This is a genomic window from uncultured Winogradskyella sp. (assembly GCF_947495255.1).
Classification (GTDB): domain Bacteria; phylum Bacteroidota; class Bacteroidia; order Flavobacteriales; family Flavobacteriaceae; genus Winogradskyella.
The window spans coordinates 298,317-317,767 of record NZ_CANLYI010000004.1; the positions used below are offsets into that span (position 1 = coordinate 298,317).

General features: G+C 32.4%; 17 protein-coding genes. 10 read left to right on the top strand and 7 right to left on the bottom strand.

All coding sequences use genetic code 11. The features are described 5' to 3' along the window. Positions 1 to 16: 16 nt before the first annotated feature. From Q0807_RS08160 to moaA, 8 genes are read left to right on the top strand one after another with little or no spacing between them, the layout of a single operon-like run. Complete coding sequence (locus tag Q0807_RS08160; protein WP_299108468.1) at positions 17 to 577, top strand: molybdenum cofactor guanylyltransferase; 561 nt, start codon at positions 17 to 19, stop codon at positions 575 to 577. Then, the gene (gene cobA / locus Q0807_RS08165) at positions 577 to 1,377 is read left to right on the top strand and encodes a uroporphyrinogen-III C-methyltransferase (protein ID WP_299108470.1); all 801 of its coding nucleotides are present in this window, start codon (positions 577 to 579) and stop codon (positions 1,375 to 1,377) included. The genes Q0807_RS08160 and cobA overlap by 1 nt, the downstream gene beginning before the upstream one ends. Position 1,378: 1 nt before the next feature. Continuing rightward, entirely contained in the window at positions 1,379 to 1,963 is a 585-nt protein-coding gene (locus tag Q0807_RS08170) for a bifunctional precorrin-2 dehydrogenase/sirohydrochlorin ferrochelatase (protein ID WP_299108472.1), read from the top strand. A gap of 1 nt (position 1,964) precedes the next feature. Continuing rightward, the gene (locus tag Q0807_RS08175) at positions 1,965 to 2,201 is read left to right on the top strand and encodes a MoaD/ThiS family protein (RefSeq protein WP_299108474.1); all 237 of its coding nucleotides are present in this window, start codon (positions 1,965 to 1,967) and stop codon (positions 2,199 to 2,201) included. 2 nt (positions 2,202 to 2,203) lie between these two features. Continuing rightward, complete coding sequence (locus Q0807_RS08180) at positions 2,204 to 3,256, top strand: HesA/MoeB/ThiF family protein (RefSeq protein ID WP_299108476.1); 1,053 nt, start codon at positions 2,204 to 2,206, stop codon at positions 3,254 to 3,256. After that, positions 3,237 to 3,665 carry a molybdenum cofactor biosynthesis protein MoaE gene (locus Q0807_RS08185; RefSeq protein WP_299108478.1) on the top strand — a complete coding sequence of 143 codons (429 nt, stop codon included), beginning with the start codon at positions 3,237 to 3,239 and terminating at the stop codon, positions 3,663 to 3,665. The genes Q0807_RS08180 and Q0807_RS08185 overlap by 20 nt, the downstream gene beginning before the upstream one ends. A 5-nt stretch (positions 3,666 to 3,670) precedes the next feature. Then, on the top strand, positions 3,671 to 4,576 hold the full coding sequence (gene moaCB / locus Q0807_RS08190; RefSeq protein ID WP_299108480.1) for a bifunctional molybdenum cofactor biosynthesis protein MoaC/MoaB: 906 nt from the start codon (positions 3,671 to 3,673) through the stop codon (positions 4,574 to 4,576). 2 nt (positions 4,577 to 4,578) lie between these two features. Continuing rightward, a complete protein-coding gene (moaA, locus tag Q0807_RS08195; RefSeq protein ID WP_299108482.1) occupies positions 4,579 to 5,586 on the top strand; it encodes a GTP 3',8-cyclase MoaA in 1,008 nt (335 codons plus the stop codon). Positions 5,587 to 5,590: 4 nt separating this feature from the next. Here the strand turns inward: moaA and Q0807_RS08200 are convergent, their stop codons facing one another. The 7 genes from Q0807_RS08200 to nirB all read right to left on the bottom strand — a co-directional run bounded on the left by Q0807_RS08200 (position 5,591) and on the right by nirB (position 16,849). Then, positions 5,591 to 7,033, bottom strand: coding sequence for a rubredoxin (locus Q0807_RS08200; RefSeq protein WP_299108484.1), 1,443 nt, complete (start codon positions 7,031 to 7,033; stop codon positions 5,591 to 5,593). Further along, positions 7,030 to 10,551, bottom strand: coding sequence for a nitrate reductase (locus tag Q0807_RS08205; protein ID WP_299108661.1), 3,522 nt, complete (start codon positions 10,549 to 10,551; stop codon positions 7,030 to 7,032). Before Q0807_RS08205 ends, Q0807_RS08200 begins: the two co-directional genes overlap by 4 nt. A 220-nt stretch (positions 10,552 to 10,771) precedes the next feature. Further along, complete coding sequence (locus Q0807_RS08210) at positions 10,772 to 11,434, bottom strand: response regulator transcription factor (RefSeq protein WP_299108486.1); 663 nt, start codon at positions 11,432 to 11,434, stop codon at positions 10,772 to 10,774. Positions 11,435 to 11,488: 54 nt separating this feature from the next. Next, positions 11,489 to 13,303 carry a type IV pili methyl-accepting chemotaxis transducer N-terminal domain-containing protein gene (locus Q0807_RS08215; RefSeq protein ID WP_299108488.1) on the bottom strand — a complete coding sequence of 605 codons (1,815 nt, stop codon included), beginning with the start codon at positions 13,301 to 13,303 and terminating at the stop codon, positions 11,489 to 11,491. An 11-nt stretch (positions 13,304 to 13,314) separates the two neighbouring features. Further along, positions 13,315 to 13,896, bottom strand: a complete 582-nt coding sequence (locus tag Q0807_RS08220) for a DUF4202 domain-containing protein (protein WP_299108490.1) — start codon at positions 13,894 to 13,896, stop codon at positions 13,315 to 13,317. Between the two features lie 29 nt (positions 13,897 to 13,925). After that, on the bottom strand, positions 13,926 to 14,303 hold the full coding sequence (gene nirD, locus Q0807_RS08225) for a nitrite reductase small subunit NirD (RefSeq protein ID WP_299108492.1): 378 nt from the start codon (positions 14,301 to 14,303) through the stop codon (positions 13,926 to 13,928). Positions 14,304 to 14,329: 26 nt separating this feature from the next. Further along, complete coding sequence (gene nirB / locus Q0807_RS08230) at positions 14,330 to 16,849, bottom strand: nitrite reductase large subunit NirB (RefSeq protein ID WP_299108495.1); 2,520 nt, start codon at positions 16,847 to 16,849, stop codon at positions 14,330 to 14,332. Positions 16,850 to 17,253: 404 nt separating this feature from the next. Between nirB and Q0807_RS08235 the strand changes: the two genes are divergently transcribed. Together Q0807_RS08235 and Q0807_RS08240 are read left to right on the top strand one after the other, a co-directional pair. Further along, positions 17,254 to 18,663, top strand: a complete 1,410-nt coding sequence (locus tag Q0807_RS08235) for an MFS transporter (protein WP_299108497.1) — start codon at positions 17,254 to 17,256, stop codon at positions 18,661 to 18,663. A gap of 61 nt (positions 18,664 to 18,724) precedes the next feature. Then, positions 18,725 to 19,393 (top strand): Crp/Fnr family transcriptional regulator, encoded by a 669-nt coding sequence (locus Q0807_RS08240; RefSeq protein WP_299108499.1) that lies wholly within the window; start codon positions 18,725 to 18,727, stop codon positions 19,391 to 19,393. The last annotated feature ends 58 nt before the right edge of the window (positions 19,394 to 19,451 follow it).

The window sequence follows — 19,451 nt, forward strand, 5'->3', positions numbered from 1 at the left end:
GAGTACTCAAAACAACATGTCAGTATATATTTTGTGTGGAGGTTTAAGCTCTCGGATGCAAGAAGAGAAAGGACTTGTTCTATTTAAAGGTAAGACTTTTATAGAATATATTTTAGAGGCTGTTCTTCTTGTAAGTACAAACATATTTTTAGTAACTAAAAATGATACATATAAGCAGTTTGGCTACCCTTTACTTGCCGATGTTTATGAAAATAAAGGTCCTGTTGGTGGTATTTATTCGGCTTTAAATCATTCGGAAAATACGTTTAACCTTATATTAAGTTGTGATATTCCTAATATTAATACAGCGGTTTTACAAACGTATTTGTTAGATAATAATAATGGTAACGCTATAACTTATTTAAAAGATGACGAGCAAGAATATCCATTAATTGGTGTTTATTCCAAGACCTTAACACCTTCATTTAAAGAGGCAATTTTAGCTGATAGATTAAAGCTTTTAAGCCTTATAAAATCATTAGATTATAAAACGATTCAGATAAAATCTAAAGACAAAAATGCCGTTAAAAATATAAATACAAAACAAGAATTAATCGCTCTAAGCCAATTAAAATAATGACAGAAACCATAAAACGACCTAAAGTTGTATTAGTTGGCGCAGGACCAGGAGATCCAGAATTGCTAACACTAAAAGCGGTCAAAGCACTTAAAAAAGCAAAAGCTGTTTTGTATGATGCTTTGGTTAATGAATCTATTTTAGAGCATGCACCAGACGCAGTAAAATTATTTGTAGGAAAACGCAAAGGTGAGCATGCATATTCTCAAGATGAGATTAATGATTTGTTAGTTGAGTATGCTGAAAAACACCAATATATTGTTCGATTAAAAGGTGGTGATCCTTTTGTTTTTGGAAGAGGAAAAGAAGAAACAGATTACTTAGAGTCTTTTGGGATTAGAACCGCAATTATACCAGGAATCACGTCTGCAATTGCTGTACCTGCAGCTATTGGTATTCCCGTAACACAACGAACGGTTACCGAAAGTTTTTGGGTAATTACAGGAACAACATCAAATAGAAAAATATCTGAAGACATAAAGCTTGCAGCCAAATCTTCTGCTACGGTTGTTATTTTAATGGGAATGGGGAAATTGGCTGAAATTGTTTCCATTTACAAACAAAACAATCGCGATAACCTTCCTATTGCAGTAATCCAAGATGGCACAAAAGAGGAAGAGAACTCAGGAGTTGGTACCATAAGTACTATCGAAAAAATTGTAGAAGAAAAGCAGCTCGCTAGTCCAGCGATTATCATTATTGGTGAGGTAGTCAATGGACATAAAAGTGCTCTTACTTATTTTAAAGAATCGTTTATGGAAGACGATTTTATTTATCAAAATTTAAACATAAATCCTTAATATGGAAAGAAACGAATTATACCCAGTATTTGTAAAAGTACACCAACTCAATGTCTTAATTGTTGGTGGAGGAAACGTTGGTTTAGAAAAACTATCTTTTCTTTTAAAGTCTAGTCCAAATGCTAATGTAGAAGTAATTTCTATTGAGTTTATGGAAGAGCTAATAGACTTGGCAAGCAAACATCCAACAGTAAAACTTACTGAGAAAGCTTATGATATTTCAGATTTAGAAAAAAGACATATGGTTATTGGATGTACCGATAATCTCGATGTGAACTTACAAATAAACAGAGAAGCCAAGGCCAAATATTTATTAGTAAACATTGCAGATACACCAGACCAATGCGATTATTATTTAGGAGGTATTGTAACCAAAGGTCATGTTAAGATAGCAATTTCTACAAATGGAAAGTCACCAACTACAGCAAAGCGAATTAGGCAGTTTTTAGAAGATGTGATTCCAGAGGATGTAAATGAAATGGTGCTTAATCTAAACGAATTTAGAAAATCAATTAAAGGAAACTTTGAGGAGAAAGTAGAAAAAATGAATCAGGTTACAAGAGACTTAGTAAACAAAAAAAAGTAATATGGCTGTTATAAAATATTATGGTGCAATTGCCGAAGAAACGAAATGCAGCGAAGAACAAATGGCTGTGTCAGATTTAAAGATTTCAGATTGTATGGCGCTTTTAAACAAAAAGTATAATCTTAATGCTTTTGAAGTTTCTATAGCGTTGAATCAAAATTTAGTAGAAATAGATAGTACAATTAAATTAAATGATAGTGATGAATTAGCATTACTACCACCATTTGCAGGAGGATAATTTTGGAAAGATATAAAAGACAAATACAATTGCCACAAGTAGGTAAAACAGGACAACAAAAACTTAAAGAATCAAAAATTTTGGTTGTTGGAGCTGGAGGTTTAGGTTGTGCTATTTTGCCATATTTAACTGCTTCTGGAATTGAAAATATTGGAATAATTGATGGTGATACCATTGAAGAAACCAACTTGCAACGTCAAATTTTGTATACAGAAAAGACGATTAGTCAACAAAAGGTTGTCGTCGCAAAACAACAATTAGAGGCTTTAAATTCTAATGTCAAAATTGAAATTTATAAGTGTTATTTACTTGGTAAAAATGCTTTAGAAATTTTCAAAAATTATGATATTATAGTAGACGCAACAGATAGTATACAAACGCGATATCTTATAAACGATGCATGTATTATTACTAACAAACCTTTTGTTTATGGTTCTGTTTATAGGTTTGAAGGACAGATTTCTGTATTCAATTATAAAAATGGCCCAACCTATCGTTGCTTATTTAAAAACGATAAAGCCAACACAACAAATTGTGAAACAGTTGGTGTTTTAGGTACAACAGTTGGTTTAATCGGTATGCTTCAAGCTAATGAAGTCATAAAAATGATATTACAAATTGGAGAAGTATTATCCGGACAATTACTTGTCTATAACGCATTAAATAACACACAGAATTGTATAAATTTCAATAAAACAGAAACAAATATAATTGATGAAGCTTTTTTTACTTCAACATATAAGAGTCATAAAATAGAAGATATTTCTTTCAACAAAACTATTTTAGAAAAAGCAACATTTATAGATGTAAGAGAGTTGCACGAAACGCCTAAAATCGAATTACATAACAGTATGCAAATACCTTTATCTGTTTTAAAAATTAGTGTAAAAGATTTGGATAAAAATAAGCCTTATGCTGTTTTCTGTCAAAGTGGAAAACGAAGTTTAGAAGCGATTAAAATATTAAAAGAGTACCAATTTAGTAATGTAAAGAACATTTCTGGTGGTGCGCTTAGCATTCAAAAAAGTATTGAAAATGAAGAGCATATTTATTAAAGGAGCTATACAGCCAGCATTTATAGCAGATTCTATTGCAAAGCACCAAACCAAACACAGTATTGGTGCGCACAATATTTTTTTAGGACAAGTAAGAGCAGATGTCATTAATGATAAAACGGTTGCTGCAATAGATTTTACGTGTTATGAGGAAATGGCGAATTCTATATTAGAAGATATTAGAGAAAAAGCATTTAAAACATTCAATTTAACCTGTATGCATATTTACCATAGTTTAGGTGAAATTAAAGCAGGTGAGGTTTGTTTTTTTGTATTTGTTTCTGCAAAACATAGTAAGGAAGTTTATGCAGCAACAGAATATTTGGTAAATATTGTAAAAAAGAAAGTGCCCTTATTTGGTAAAGAGATTTTTGAAGACGACTCACACCAATGGAAAGTTAATAAATAGAAGCAATGGTAGACATCACACATAAAATTAAAACACTCAGAGTAGCAACTGCAGAGGCAACGGTAAAAGTAAGCAAGCAGGAAACAATAGATGCACTAAACAACAATTCTGTACCAAAAGGGAATGTGTTTGAAATGGCAAAAACAGCAGGTTTATTTGCAGTTAAAACGACTCATAATGTCATACCAGATTGCCATCCTTTACCAATTGAATTCACTGCAATCACTTATAAAATTGAAGGTTTAGATGTGAAAATTAGCCTAACCATAAAAACCATTTACAAAACAGGAGTTGAGGTAGAAGCTATGCATGGTGCTTCTGTTGTCGCATTAACCATGTATGATATGTTGAAACCTATTGATAAGAAAATTGAAATAGGAAATATAAGATTGGTAGAAAAAAGTGGAGGCAAAAGTAGTTTTAAAACAAAGCATAGGTCGCAATTAACAGCAAGTGTTATTGTGTGTTCAGATTCTATTTCTGAAGGCAAAAAAGAAGATTTTGCAGGAAAAGCAATCATTGAAAAACTGAAGCAAAGTAATATTGAAATCAGTAATTATGATATTATTCCTGATGAGATAGAGGATATAAGAAACAAAGCAATGTCTTATTCTGAAACGTCAAATCTTGTCATATTTACAGGTGGAACAGGTTTATCATATAGAGATGTTACACCAGAAGCTTTAGAGCCAATTTTAGAACGACGAATTCCTGGTGTTGAAGAAGCAATAAGGAGTTATGGACAAGACCGAATGCCTTATGCTATGTTATCTAGAAGCGTTGCCGGAACAATTGGAGATAGCCTTATTTTGGCTTTGCCAGGTTCTACAAAAGGAGCAAAAGAATCTATGGATGCTGTTTTTCCGCATCTCACACATGTTTTTAAAATATTAAAAGGACAACAACATTAATAATGCAAAAACAAGACAACATTTTAACAGATACATTAGGTAGAAAACACAATTATCTAAGAATTTCTTTAACCGAAAAATGCAATTTGCGTTGTACATATTGTATGCCTTCTGAGGGTGTGCAATTAACACCGAGACAACATTTAATGAATGCAGATGAGGTTTATAAGATTGCAAAAGTGTTTGTTGCAAATGGTGTCGATAAAATTAGATTAACAGGAGGCGAACCATTAGTTAGAAAGGATTTTAAAGAAATTTTAAAGCGTTTAGAGACCTTAAAAACAACACTTTCTATTACTACTAACGGAATTCTAGTAGATAGATTTATTGACGATTTTAAAACCTATGGATTAAAAAACATTAATCTTAGTTTAGATACATTAAGTAAAGAGAAATTTCATCATATCACAAGGCGAAATCAATTTGATAAAGCCTATAATAATATGCATTTATTAATTGAAAATGGTTTTAAGGTAAAGCTAAATATTGTGCTGATTAAGGGATTTAATGATAATGAAATTGTTAATTTTATTAAACTTACGAAGGATTTACCTGTAGTAATTCGGTTTATAGAGTTTATGCCATTTGATGGAAACAATTGGAATAAATCAAAATTGGTTACACAAAATGAAATCCTAGAACAAACAACTAATTATTTTGGAGCTAATGAATTAATAAAGTTAGAAAACGAAAAAAACTTTACCTCTAGAGATTATAAAATTTCGGGTCATAGAGGTGAATTTGGTATTATAAGCTCTGTGAGTAATCCGTTTTGTGATGGATGTAATAGAATACGTTTAACCGCAAACGGGAAGGTTAAAAACTGTTTGTTTTCCAATAACGAAACAGATATTTTAACCGCATTCAGAAATCAAGAATCTATTGAGGAGTTGATAGCAAAAGCTATTTACAAAAAACTTCCAGTTCGCGGAGGAATGAATAGTTTTGAACAATTAAATGACCCAAAACAACACTCTAATAATAGAAGTATGATTACTATTGGAGGATAAGAGTTTAGTTCAGTTTCTTAATGAAAATTTTCTTTTCAAAATGAGATTTTGGTGCTTCACAAAGCGAACACGTATAAGTATCTTCTAAATCTTTAAAGGCTGTGTTTGGTTCAATATTTTGAGTGATGTCACCATACTCTAGGTTGTAAACCGTTAAGCAATCTTTACATTGATATACCTCAATTTCAATTTTTTCTTCAGCAACTTCTAAGGGTTCTAGTTCGTCAGCTTCAGAACCTAATTGTTCAAAATAAAGTCTACTTAATTCTAACAATAAACTTGGTAATTCAGCTTTGTCAACTTCTTGCACATGTATAATGTAATCTCTAGTATTTGGGTCGAAATTTTTAGCGTATAAGAGATTATACGTGTCTCGTATTTTAAAATCTTTGAGACCAGTTGGTGGTGTGTTTTTTTCAATCACAATAGAAGTAAAATAATAGGCTTTTTTTGCATATTCAGTTATCCCAAAGGTTAAGCCGTAAGTACTAATGTCATTGGTGTCAAAATAATCTACTAAATACTTTTTAAGCTTTAATGCGTCATCATTGGCTACTGGTAAATGCCAATTTAATTCTAGCATAGAGTGCCTAACATTGATTCCATATTTACCAAGAAATTTTTCCCAATGTAGTTTAGCGCTAACAGGAATGTCTTTTACAATAAATGATTTCCAAGGCGTGATTGAGATTTTACCAATTTTACAATCAGAACATAAATCGCACATTGCTTTTAAAAAGTCTAAATCATATCTATTATTTCTCCAATATAAACCTAACCAATATTTATCGCTACCAATTCTATTCATGCCTTCATAATAAGGAAATGGATGAAAAGGCACATGCAAAGGTTTGTCTATAGTTATGTTATTGGTCTGAATAGCATCATTAACCAAATCAAAAATCATTTCTACAGATTCAGGTTCTTCTTTTAATAAGTTTTCTATAACAGTTGCTACATTTGCCATATCCCAACTATAAATTAAAACTGGATAAACTTCCATTTTCCCCCAAAAAGGTAATCGAATATAAAGATACCAATAGTCTTCTTGTTCTGAGGCAATAAAATTTAGGTGTCCTGTAAATAATGGTACTAGTCTTTGTTTTGGGTCAGTGATATTAATTTTTAAATTATGAGTGTCTTTAAATTGTTCTAGCACATATAAATATTTATCTCCTGTAAGCCACGATGTACTTGGAAATATATCTGCAGAGACATAAGATGACATTATGTTTTCCGTGTTATTTTTTATAGGATTAACAACTTGAAAACTTTCAATCATATTAGTTTCATCATCATTTAAATCATCAGGAAACAAGATATCTTGTCTTGATCCAAATGAAATAATATCTGAACCCAAATCTTCTGCAGATTGGCAGATTAATTTTAATTCAGCAGGAGATAAAACACCACCTTTTATTATCAATCGCGTTAATTTGTTAATCATACTAATTCTTTTTGGGTATTAAGAATTTCTCTTACTTCTGTTTTACAGCTACCACAGCCTAAACCTGCACCTGTTTGTTTACATAAATCCGTAAAATTTGTGCAACCGTTTGTTATGGCTTCTGTTAAATTGCCTTCACCAACTTGGCTACAAGAGCAAATAAGTTTTCCTATTACTGGTTTGTCGTTAGAGGCACCTCTTAGTAAAGAATCGCGTTTATCTGATAATTCAACCTTACTTTCAATAAGTCCTTTAAATTCTGCAAACTCATTTTTGTCACCTACTAAAACAGCTCCAACTAGTAAATCATCTTTTACAATACATTTTTTATAATAACGCTTGCTCATGTCTGTGAAAATGATTTCCTCGTAACCCGTATCATTTTCTGGTACAATAATATTACCAATACTGCATAAGTCTAAGTCGCTAAATTTTAAAATATTCATGGCTACAGAGCCTTTGTAAATACTACTAATATCACCAAGTACAAAGTTTGCTAAAATCGATGCCTGTTCTTCTGCGGCAGAGGTTATACCTAATAAAGTACTTCTAAATTCAGCTATTTCTCCAATTGCAAAAATGTTTGGGTCTGAGGATTGTAAATGCTGATTTACTTTAATACCACGACCACAAGCAATTCCGCAAGATTTAGCGACTTCAATATTTGGTCTTGTTCCTATAGCGTAAACAATGGCATTAGATTTAAATGCTTTTCCACTTTTTAAAGTCACACCAAGTTCATCGGTATCTTCATCATTAAAAACAGTACTCACTTCGTTAGAAAAGTAAACTTGTATACCTAGTTCTTGTACATGCATAGCAAGTAATTTACTAGAGAGTTGATCAAGTTGTCTTTCCATTAGTCTTGATCCTCTTTGAATAATGGTGATGTTTATATTTTTATGCTTTAAAGCGGCAGCAAGTTCTAATCCTAATAATCCACCGCCAACAATAGTAACATGTTGCTCGTGAGCTGGCAGATGAGTTGCACTTAAGTAAGATTTAAATCTATCTGCATCTGTTTTGTTTCTTAGTGTAAATCTACCAGGTAATTCTAGTTGCACATCATTAGGAACAAAAGCACGACTTCCTGTTGCTAGAATAAGTTTATCATAAGGGTATTCTTCTCCGTTATTATCAATAGCGATTTTATTTTTTCTATCAATTTCAACAATAAAAGTCTTACCGAATAATTCTATTTTGAGCTTTTCTAACTCAATATCTTTAATTTTTTGTAATTGTTCCCATGATAATTCCTCAGTAACATATTCAGGCAATAAAACACGATTGTAAAATGGATTATCTTCTTTAGAAAAAACACTTATTTTATCGTTTTCATTATGGTCACGATAGTTTTGTACAAACCTAAAAGCAGCAGCGCCAGCACCAACTACTATAATTTTTTCTTCAGTTTTTTTGTATTTAGAAACGGAAACGCGAGTGTATTTAAAATCGGGTTCTTTTGATATTGGGTCAACAAGAGTATTGGTTAAATTATTTGCTCGGTTTAAGTCGCTTTGCAATTGTTTTCCCCAATGCATAGGTAAAAACACAACACCTAGCCTAACATTTTTTGTCAGTTTAGCGCGCACTCTAACAATACCATTTCCACTCTTTACTTCAACAACATCACCATCTTTAATTTTATTAACATAAGCATCTGCATTGTTGATTTCTAAAACAGGACTAGAGTAATGGGTTTTTAATCTCGAAACCTTACCTGTTTTTGTCATGGTATGCCATTGGTCTCTAATTCTACCTGTTGTTAGTATTAAAGGGAATTCTAAATTAGGATGTTCAGATGTGTTCTTTATAATGGGAGGAATATTGAATATCGCTTTTTGAGATGGTGTATAGAATTTTTTATCTTCAAAAAGCCTTGGTGTTCCCCTGTGTCCCGCTGAAGGTACTGGCCATTGAAAAGTGCCTTCATTTTTTAATCTCGAATAATTAAGGTGAGAAATATCAATATTTGAACCTTTAGTCATGGCACAATATTCTTGATAAATTTCGCTCGTAGAGTTATAATTAAAGCCGTTAAAACCCATTCTTTTTGCAAAATCACAAAGTATTTCTACGTCTGGTCTTGCTTCTCCTGGTGCTTCAATAGCTTTTGGTAAATATGAAATCCGTCGTTCAGAATTAGTCATTGTTCCTTCTTTCTCTAGCCATGCTGCTGCAGGAAGTACTAAATCTGCATAGTCTACCGTGTCTGCATTTTTTGAAATATCTTGAACAACGACAAACTTTGCATTTTTTAGCGCTTTCTCAATACGATGAGAATTGGGCATGCTCACCATTGGATTGGTACAAATAATCCAAATAGCTTTCATTTTACCGCTTTCTAATGCGTCAAACATTTCTGTTGCAGTCAGTCCAGGTTTTGGTGATATTTTATCTACATTCCAAAAATCCGCAACGTCATTTCTATCTTTTTCATTTAAAAGGTCTTTATGAACAGCTAGCAAATTTGCCATGCCTCCAACTTCTCGTCCACCCATTGCGTTTGGCTGACCGGTTAAAGAAAAGGGTCCCGAACCTGGTTTTCCTATTTGGCCAGTAATTAGTGATAAATTTATTAATGAGAAATTTTTATAGGTACCAATAGCGCTTTGGTTAAGTCCCATGGTCCACATGCTTATAAAACCAGTAGCATTGCCAATCATTGATGCTGCTTTTTTTATTTCCTCTACCGTTATTCCGCAGATTTCTGCAGATTCCTTAAGTGAAGTTGCTTGTACGTGTTTTTTGTATTTTTCAAAATCTTCGGTATGATTCTTAATGAAGTTTTTGTCTATCTTCTTCCTGTCAATTAAACGTCTTCCGATGGCATTATTAAGTACAATATCAGTTCCTGGAATAATCTGAAGATGCAAATCTGCAAAGTTAGCAGTGTCCGTTTTTCTTGGGTCTACAACTATGACTTTAACATCAGGATTTTTTTCCTTGTGCATTTCTAATCTTCTAAAAAGAATAGGATGACAGTAAGCTGGGTTTGCTCCTGTAATAAAAAAGCAATCCGCTAATTCAATATCTTCATAAGAAATTGGTACAGAGTCTTCACCAAATGCTTTTTTATACCCAACAACTGCTGAGCTCATGCATAACCTAGAGTTGGTGTCAATATTGTTAGTACCTAAAAACCCTTTTGTAAGCTTATTGGCTATGTAATATTCTTCGGTAAGGCATTGTCCAGAAACATAAAAACCAACGCTGTCTGGTCCGTATTTATTAATAATAGATTTAAAAACTCCAGCCGCACGATCTAGAGCAGTATCCCAAGAAACGCGTTCGTGAGGATGTGAGCGACTCCAACTCATTTGTGGGTATAAAAGTCTGTCTGAAGTGTCTTTTGCTACATAATGAAGATTCATACCTTTAGAGCAAAGCATACCTTTGTTTACAGGATGTTCTTTATCACCTTCAACAGTTATGTTGTTGTTTAAATCTTTCTTAACGATGATTCCACAACCTACACCACAATATGAACAGGTTGTTTTTATTTGATTTTGATGCACAAGACTTAATTTAATTATTTGTAAATTCAATTAAGATTTGATAGCCAATTTTGGTAGTCTTAATAGAGTTTAATGTTTATAAAAATAAGTATTAGTACGTAGTTTTTGTGTTAAATACTAGGTGTTTTTTTAAGGTTTTGTTAATATAGCAACGTAAGTTTGTTATTTTGGTTATTGTGTAATAAAGAGTCTATTATTTTATTAATTGAATCTAGTTGGTTTATTTGAAATTGAATTCAGCTGCTTTGTTAGAGAGTTCTATTAAGTTTTTTACCTTAAGTTTTTTCATTAAATTAAAACGATGAACTTCTGCGGTGCGCTTGCTAACTTCGAGTTCTGCGGCAATGTCTTTATTGCTATTTCCCTTTAAAACTAATCTTAAAATTTGCTTCTCTCTTTTTGTTAGTTGAAAAGGATTTTCATCTAATTGTTTTTTAGGGCTTTCAGTGGTAGATTTCTTATTTGTTAAGTTGTTTATTATTATGGCAGAAATATCACCCGAAAAATATTTACCTCCTGTTGCTATAGTGTTTAAAGCTTTTAGAAATTCTTCTTTACTTGCTCCTTTTAAAAGATAGCCATCTGCACCAGCTTCAATTGCACTTAAAACATATTCCTCAGAGTCGTGCATTGAAAGCATTAGGGTTTTAATTTCTGGGTATTTTTTTTTAACTTCTTTTACAAGCTCAATGCCGTTCATTTGAGGCATTCTAATATCAACAATTAATATATTGGGTTGCTGTTTTTTTAAAACAGTTAAAGCTTCTATTCCGTTTGATGCTTCGTCAATAACAGTTAGGCCTTGTGCCTCTTCTAAAAGTGCTTTTATACCATCTCTCACAAGAACATGGTCGTCAACAAGAATTATATTTAAGGTATTCATAAATACGTATTAATTTGAAGTCAAAAATAATATTTTTTAAGTAATTATACCTAATTAAGTGAGAGGTATATTAAGTGTAATTCTTGTGCCATTTTCAGGAGAAGAGGCTACAAAGAATCTCCCATTTATATAAGAAATACGCTCTTTCATAAACATCATTCCCATACCTCCAGATTCTTTTGAGGAATTTTTGGTATTGTTAGTATTAAATCCAATCCCATTATCGTCAATGATAATACTAAGTATCGTTGCACTATGTGATAATGTGACTACAATATGACTAGATTCTGCGTACTTAATGGCGTTATTAATGGCTTCTTGGGTTATTCTGTAAATATTGATTTCTACTAAAGAATCTAGTCTTTGGTCAAAGTCGGTCTTATTGTAGAACTCTATCTTTTTATTTGTAAATTTATTAAGCTCTTGTGTGAGTTTTGTAAGTGCTGGGATTATGCCATAATCACCTAATTCTGGTGGTGCTAAATTAAAAGTAGCGGTTCTTACTCCTTGAATTATATTTGAAGCGAGCTCCTTTAAGTATTCTACTTTTACGGTTGTTTTGTTTACATCTTTAGGATTAATACTTTCTAAATTAAATTTTAATCCTGTAAGCATCTGGCCAATACCATCGTGTATGTCTTTTGCAATTCTATTTTGTTCTTTTTCCTGGTTTTCAATAATCTTACTAGCGATTATTTTCTGTTGATTCATTTTTTCCTCATAGCGCTCATTAGTCAATTTTTCAACTTCTAATTGTGCATTTTTTCTTGTTGTAATATCTGAGGAGATAATTATAAATTCAGATTTTTCATTAACACTATAAAATGGAATAATGTACATCTCTAGCCAAACACTTTCCTTGTTTTTCTTGGTGCCTTTTACTTCGCCTTGCCAACCTATTTTACTGTTATGAGTAAGTAGGTTGTCTATAGCTTTTTGCTCGCTTTTATCTATTGTAATAGTTTCGGATAATTTTAGTCCTTTAGTAAAATGAGATACTTTAAATAATCTAGAGAATTTATCACCAATATGAATTATTGAACCATTAGCATCTACTCTTGCAAATAAAAGTGTGCGATCCATCACTTCATTTAATTTACGTAACTCCTTTACTGAGTTTTCGTTTTTTTCTCTAAGAATATCTGCATCTCTCGCTATTTTTAAAGCTTGGGTTTCTGATTTTAATAGTCGTTTTATAGTTGCTTTTACAAATTTTGCTGATGGCCAAAAGATAAATATAAATTCCCCTAATAATATGGTTAAAGTTATAATTACTAAAATCAATTCTAGGTTACGTAAACGGTCAACTTTTGCGTTTGCTTCTGTGTTATATTGATTTACTATTTTATCCATTAACTTAAGAAATGGACCTTCATTTTTTTTAATTAAATCGATGTTTTTGGTTAAGGGAAATCCAATAGCTTTGGGGTTGGTTTCTACGGTTTTTATTATCGATTTAGTTGCCTGAAGTATGTTTTGATGATAAGGATTAATAGATTTATACATTAATAAAATTGCCTCACTATTTTCTCCGGGTAAATTAATGCTGTCGTTACCTTTTTGTAGTCCGTTATGAGAGGTTTCCCATAAATTTAGTGTTTGAATTAATTTGTTTTTTAAAGCAATTTTACTCCGAATATTATTTTCTGTTGATATTAGTAAAACTTCTTTTGTAATTCTTTGGCTTAGCATTCGTTGTCTTCCTGCTACATTAATTACGGTAGAGTCACTTTGTTGGTCATCTAAATAATTTCGCACAAAGATTTGACTGATAAATACAGATAATGCAATAGCGCTAAGTGCTATTATATATAAACGTCTAAGTTTATTAAAAGTTCTATTATCTAATGAGCTAACATTAGTTGCCATTGTTCTTCGTTTTACTCTAGTGCCTTTGTTAATAAGTTAAGACTATTAGAGGATAAATTCGTTTTTAGTGCTAATTCTTGACCTTTAGTGGACATTTTGCCCCAAGTTTTTTGAAGAATATCAATTATTTTTTCATCAGTATGTTTTGCTATAAAATCTTCTAAGTAATATTGAAGAAAAACTAAACATGCAACGTCTTCTAAGGTTTGGGTTTCAGTATCTTTTTTAATTAGCTTTTTATTTATTAAAAATGAAGTACGATTAATAAATTCATCTGAATAACCAACTTTGTTTAGAATTTCACTAGTAAGTTCTGAGTGCATTTTTTTTAGATCATTTCTCCATTGAAAATAACCTATTTTGTCCATTGAATAGGACTTGCGTTTTATGGACCATCTGCAAATATGTTGTGCTCTTACTGCAATTTGAAGTTCTTCAGAAGCATTAGCTTCTATGTCTAGAAGTTTTGTTGTCATCCGTTGGGAATATAATAATTCTTTTGGGAATTCTGTATCTTCAAATATTACTGTGTTTGGGTCTTCAGAATTTTTTTGATCTATAAAGGCTATTGCTTTTTTAAATTTAGTACTCACGTCAAAAGGTTTTATTGTAATTTCTAAATCTATTCAGAAAAACCAATATACACAATGTTATTTTCAATTTTCACTGGGTAAATGGCTATTGGTTCTAAATCTCCGTTGAGGTTTTCGCCTGTTTCTAGAGAAAATGTTTTCTTATGAAGAGGGCAAGCAACCATAGGTATTCCGTTATGGTCACCAATCATCCCTCTGCTAAGAACCATTTCTTGTTTTTCGGGAGATAAATTTTGACTTGCATACCATGTGTTGAGCCTCTCAAAATTAAAAACAGCAATTTGTAAATCTTTATATTTTACGCAAGCCCCACCGTCTTTGGGAAAAGCGTCTACTGGTGCTGCTTTAAACCAAACGTTTACACCTTCTAATTTTGTGGTTTTATATTTTTTTAGAATTTCTTCCATTTTATATTAAATTTTAAGCTGTTTTGTTATTTCCAAGGTTCTGGCATTTTTTGTTCTCTTAAAGGAACAAAAACTAAATTGTCATCTTCATCTTCGCTATTTACAAAGTGATTAAAACGCTTCATCATTTCTGGGTCATTAACGGCTTGCGTCCATTCACATTCAAACTTATTAACTAAAGATTGCATTTCTTCATCTAAATCGGCCGCAATACCTAATTTATCTTCAATAATAACTTCTTTTAAATATTCTATTCCTCCTTCTAAACGATCTTGCCAAGCAGCAGTACGCTGTAAAGGTTTTGCTGTACGCATATAGAACATTAAATATCTGTCTATATATTTAATTACTGTTTCGTTATCAATTTGTTCTGCAAATAACTCTGCATGGCGTGGAGTCGCTCCACCATTTCCTCCAAGGTAAAGATTCCAGCCACCTTCAACAGCAATTAAACCAAAATCTTTTCCACGAGCCTCTGCACATTCACGAATACAGCCAGATACACCGCCTTTAATTTTGTGTGGCGCGCGAATGCCTCTATATCTATTTTCTAGTTCAATACCAAAACTTACACTTTCGTCCATTCCGTAACGACACCAAGTAGACCCTACACAGGTTTTTACTGTACGTAATGATTTCCCATACGCATGTCCGCTTTCAAAACCATGAGAAATTAATTCTTTCCAAATTAAAGGCAATTGATTTAGAGTTGCTCCAAATAAATCGATACGAACACCTCCTGTAACTTTAGTGTATAAATCGTATTTTTTAGCTATTTGCCCAAGTGCAATTAGTTTATCTGGTGTGATTTCTCCGCCTGGTACACGTGGAACAACAGAATATGTACCGTTTCGTTGAATGTTTGCTAAGAATCTATCGTTAGAATCTTGAATTGCATATTCTTTGTTTGCTGTATCTGCGTTTATACTTGCCATTAAGGAGGCAACTAAAGGTTTGCATAATTCGCAACCGTGACCACCAGTGCCATGATTATCTAGAACTTCGTTAAAAGTGGTATACCCTTTTACTTGAATAATTTTATAAAGATCTTGTCTGCTTAAGTCAAAGTGCTCGCAAACACCTTCTTTAACTTCAATACCTAATGCTTTTAAGGTTGCATTTGTTAGGTCTGTTACCATAGGTTTACAGCCTCCACAGCCAGTGCCTGCTTTTGTGTAACTCACTACACCTGTTACATCTGTGGCTTCTCCATTTTCGATAACATTACATATCTGTCCTTTAGTAACGCTTTCGCAAGAGCAAATCTGTGCTTCGTCTGGTAAATCTGTGACATCACCAAAAGTGGTACCACCTTCACTCGCAGGAAGTATTAATTGTGCAGGATCCTCTGGAATTGACATTCCGTTTAAATAAATTTGATGCAGCATGTTGTAATCTGCTGCATCACCAACTAAAATGCCTCCTAGTAGAGATTTTCCGTCAAGGCTAACGTTGATTCTTTTGTATAAATGTTGTGTTTTGTTTTCAAAAATAATAGAATGTCCTTTTGATGCTGGCATAAAAGGCTCACCAAAACTAGCGACATCTACACCAATAAGTTTTAATTTGGTAGACATATCTATTTCGTCTGGCATTAATGTTTCGGTTTGACCTAAAATTTGATTAGCTGCTACATCTGCCATATCATAGCCTGGTGCAACTAAACCGTAAATCATTTGATTATATAGTGCAACTTCGCCAATGGCATATATATCTGGGTCTGAAGTTTGCATTTTATTGTTAACTACGATGCCTCCTCTTACACCCATCTCTAAGTTGCATGTCTTTCCAAGCTCATCTCTAGGGCGAATACCTGCGGAAATTATAAGCATTTCAACATCTAACACGTCGTCTTCTCCAAACTCCATGCCTGTAATGTAACCATCATCTCCTAAGATTTGATTTGTGGCTTTGCTTAAATGAATATTTAAACCTATGGATTCTAATTTTAATTGTAATACTTGGCTACTTCTAGAATCTAGTTGTCTTGGCATTAACTTAGGCGCAAACTCTACAATATGTGGTTCTAAGCCCATATCCATTGCAGCTTTACCGGCTTCTAGTCCTAATAATCCACCACCAAGAACTGCTGCCTTAGCATTTGGGTTTTTCACTTTTAGTTTAGCTGCGTAGCTAAGCATGTCCTCTAAATCTTCTATTGTCCTGTAAACAAAGACACCTTTTTTTTCTACACCTTTTATAGGAGGAACAAAAGCAGAAGACCCAGTCGCTAGTACTAAGTAGTCGTAAGTGTATTGTTTTTCGTTGACGCTAGTTATTGTCTTTTTGTCTCTGTGAATATCAGTAATTCTTGTGTCTGTTATGAGTTCAATTCCGTTTTCTTCATACCATGATTGTGGTGCTAATTCTAGAGCTTTTGCATTTTGATTTTCAAAAAACTCGCTTAAATGTACGCGGTCATAAGCTGGCCTTGGTTCTTCACCAAAAACAATAACTTTATAATTACCAAGGTTTTCTTTGGTAACAAATTTTTCGCAAAACTTGAAGCCAACCATTCCATTTCCTATAACAACTATGGTTTTCATAAAATTTGAATTTAAATATTGAATTCAAAATTAAGTATAAATACGTAATTATGTATACTTAGTGTTAGGTATCTGATTGTTTAGTACTTATTTTTGCGAATAATAGAATATTAGTGTGTTTAAATAATAAAAATGATCAAAAAACCAATATAAAATTCAAAAATCTATGTATTTACTTTGGTTAATTTACAAAGGCTAGTTTCAGTCTTTATTGAATTTTTTGTATTTTAATTTGTAGAACAAACGATATTTTTAAAAATTCAACTTAGTATTTGTGTTATTGTAATTTCTTTAGGTTTTTTTTGATAAATACGTAATAAGTGCTTATAATACGTAGTTTTTGTAATATAATATTGCGTATAAATACTTAGTTGTGTAGTTTTGGCTTTATATATGAAGAACTTATGACAGATTATAAAGATCAAAAAGCTACAAAGCTTTCATTATTAAAATTTAATAATGTTTCTGTTAGAACATTCTGGATTACTTCTATAGCATTTTTCTTATGCTTTTTTGCGTGGTTTGGTATTGTTCCGTTCATGCCAGATGTGGTTAGGGACTTGGGCTTAACTCCTGATCAAAAATGGAATTCAATTATTTTGGCAGTTTCAGGAACTGTGTTTGCAAGACTACTCATAGGTAAGTTGTGTGATAAATATGGACCACGATTGTGTTATACCTGGTTATTAATGTTGGGATCTTTACCAGTTATTTTAATTGGTTTTGTGCAAACACCAATTCAATTTCTTATCTGTAGATTGTTTATTGGGTTTATAGGCGCTTCATTTGTTATTACTCAAGTGCATACGACATTAATGTTTGCTTCAAGTATTGTTGGGACAGCAAATGCAACGTCTGCAGGTTGGGGAAATTTGGGAGGTGGAGCGAATAGATTAGGGATGCCGATAATTGCGGCTGCTGTAGTTAGTTTTGGTATTGCTAATGAAGCCAATGCATGGAGGTATTCTATGATTATTGCTGGTGTTATCTGTTTTGCAATGGGAATTATATATTATTTCTTCACAACCGATACACCGAAAGGTAACTTTAGGGAGCTTAAGGCTAATGGAGATATGCCAAAAGCAAAAAAAGACCAAGTTGGTTTTAAGGAGGTGTTAAAAGATTATAGGGTTTGGATTCTCTTTCTTGTATATGCAGCGTGTTTTGGTATTGAACTTACTGTTTATGGAACTATGGATGATTATCTTCAAAATACATTTCAGCTATCGCGTTCTATGGCTGGTAATATAGTATTGTCCTTTGCTTTAATGAATATTTTTGCACGTACATTAGGTGGTGCTTTGGGTGATAAATTTGGTAGGTTAAAAGGTTTACGAGGTAGAGTATTATTTTTAGTGTTGATTCTTGCTGTGGAGGGTATTGTACTTTGTGCGTTTTCTAGTATTACCTATTTACCATTAGCTATTGTGTTTTTAATAGCATTTAGTTTAAGTGTTCAAATGGCTGAGGGCGCAACATTTTCTGTAGTTCCTTTTATAAATAAAAAAGCAATTGGTTCAATTTCTGGTATTGTGGGTGCAGGTGGTAATGTTGGTGCATTTTTGGCTGCCATGTTATTAAAATCTAAATCCGCAATTGCTGAAAAAACAGCAATATTAATAAATACTGGAGAATCTCAGGAGGTTATAAATGCAGCTCAGGCTTCAGCATCATCCGCAGCTGTTTCTAGTGGGTTTTTAATTATAGGTATTGCTATTATTTGCACTTCAATTTTAGCACTTACTATTAAATTTTCGTTGGACGCAGAAAATAAGGTAGTTAAAGATGTAAGCGGGTTACAGGTTTCAAATTAGATGATCTAAAAATATGGCTGTACCAAATATAAATTGCAAATCTTGTGTTAATCAAAATTGTTTGATAAAAAAGAATATCGCTCTAGATTCAATTCAAGAATTTATGGAAGATAGAAGTACAATCACATGCAAAAACGGACAGCAATTTGTTATGGAAGGCGCGCCAACCAATGGATTGTTTTTTGTTAATAAAGGTAAAGCTAAAGTTTTGAAAACGGGTATTTATGGAAAAGAGCAAATTTTGCGTTTTGTAAATGATGGTGAAATAATTGGACATAGAGGCTTTGGTATTCGTGAAAAATATTCCGTAAGTGCTGTTGCATTAGAGGATAGTGTTTTGTGTAATTTTACAGATGACACCTTAAAAAGAATGCTTAAAGTTATACCAGAATTGACATATGATCTCATGTTGTTTTATGCTTATGAATTAAATAAAACAGAATCTAAGGTAAAGGCCATCGCGCAAATGTCTGTAAGGGAGAAAGTAATTGATGCCCTCTTGTATATTAACAGGAAATTTGGTTGTAACCACAGAGGTTTACTAGACATAAAACTTAGCAGAAAAGAAATTGCAGGTTTTGCTGGTACAACTAATGAGCAAGTTACAAGGGTTATTTCGGTCTTAAAAAAAGAAGAATTGATCTTTACAATGGGGAAAAGAATTGGTATTGTAAATGTTGAGTTATTGAGTAAAGAAATCTCTGAACATAACTATTTTTTAGATAGTTAAATTAATAATAAATAGACTAGTAATTAAATACTTAGGCGAAGAAATTTGTCTAAGTATT

Excerpts from the sequence above, each read along its gene's own strand:
- Q0807_RS08160 (WP_299108468.1), top strand. The coding sequence starts at position 17 with ATGTCAGTATATATTTTGTGTGGAGGTTTAAGCTCTCGGATGCAAGAA.
- cobA (WP_299108470.1), top strand. The coding sequence starts at position 577 with ATGACAGAAACCATAAAACGACCTAAAGTTGTATTAGTTGGCGCAGGA.
- Q0807_RS08170 (WP_299108472.1), top strand. The coding sequence starts at position 1,379 with ATGGAAAGAAACGAATTATACCCAGTATTTGTAAAAGTACACCAACTC.
- Q0807_RS08175 (WP_299108474.1), top strand. The coding sequence starts at position 1,965 with ATGGCTGTTATAAAATATTATGGTGCAATTGCCGAAGAAACGAAATGC.
- Q0807_RS08185 (WP_299108478.1), top strand. The coding sequence starts at position 3,237 with ATGAAGAGCATATTTATTAAAGGAGCTATACAGCCAGCATTTATAGCA.
- moaCB (WP_299108480.1), top strand. The coding sequence starts at position 3,671 with ATGGTAGACATCACACATAAAATTAAAACACTCAGAGTAGCAACTGCA.
- moaA (WP_299108482.1), top strand. The coding sequence starts at position 4,579 with ATGCAAAAACAAGACAACATTTTAACAGATACATTAGGTAGAAAACAC.
- Q0807_RS08200 (WP_299108484.1), bottom strand. The coding sequence starts at position 7,033 with ATGATTAACAAATTAACGCGATTGATAATAAAAGGTGGTGTTTTATCT.
- Q0807_RS08210 (WP_299108486.1), bottom strand. The coding sequence starts at position 11,434 with ATGAATACCTTAAATATAATTCTTGTTGACGACCATGTTCTTGTGAGA.
- Q0807_RS08215 (WP_299108488.1), bottom strand. The coding sequence starts at position 13,303 with ATGGCAACTAATGTTAGCTCATTAGATAATAGAACTTTTAATAAACTT.
- nirD (WP_299108492.1), bottom strand. The coding sequence starts at position 14,303 with ATGGAAGAAATTCTAAAAAAATATAAAACCACAAAATTAGAAGGTGTA.
- nirB (WP_299108495.1), bottom strand. The coding sequence starts at position 16,849 with ATGAAAACCATAGTTGTTATAGGAAATGGAATGGTTGGCTTCAAGTTT.
- Q0807_RS08235 (WP_299108497.1), top strand. The coding sequence starts at position 17,254 with ATGACAGATTATAAAGATCAAAAAGCTACAAAGCTTTCATTATTAAAA.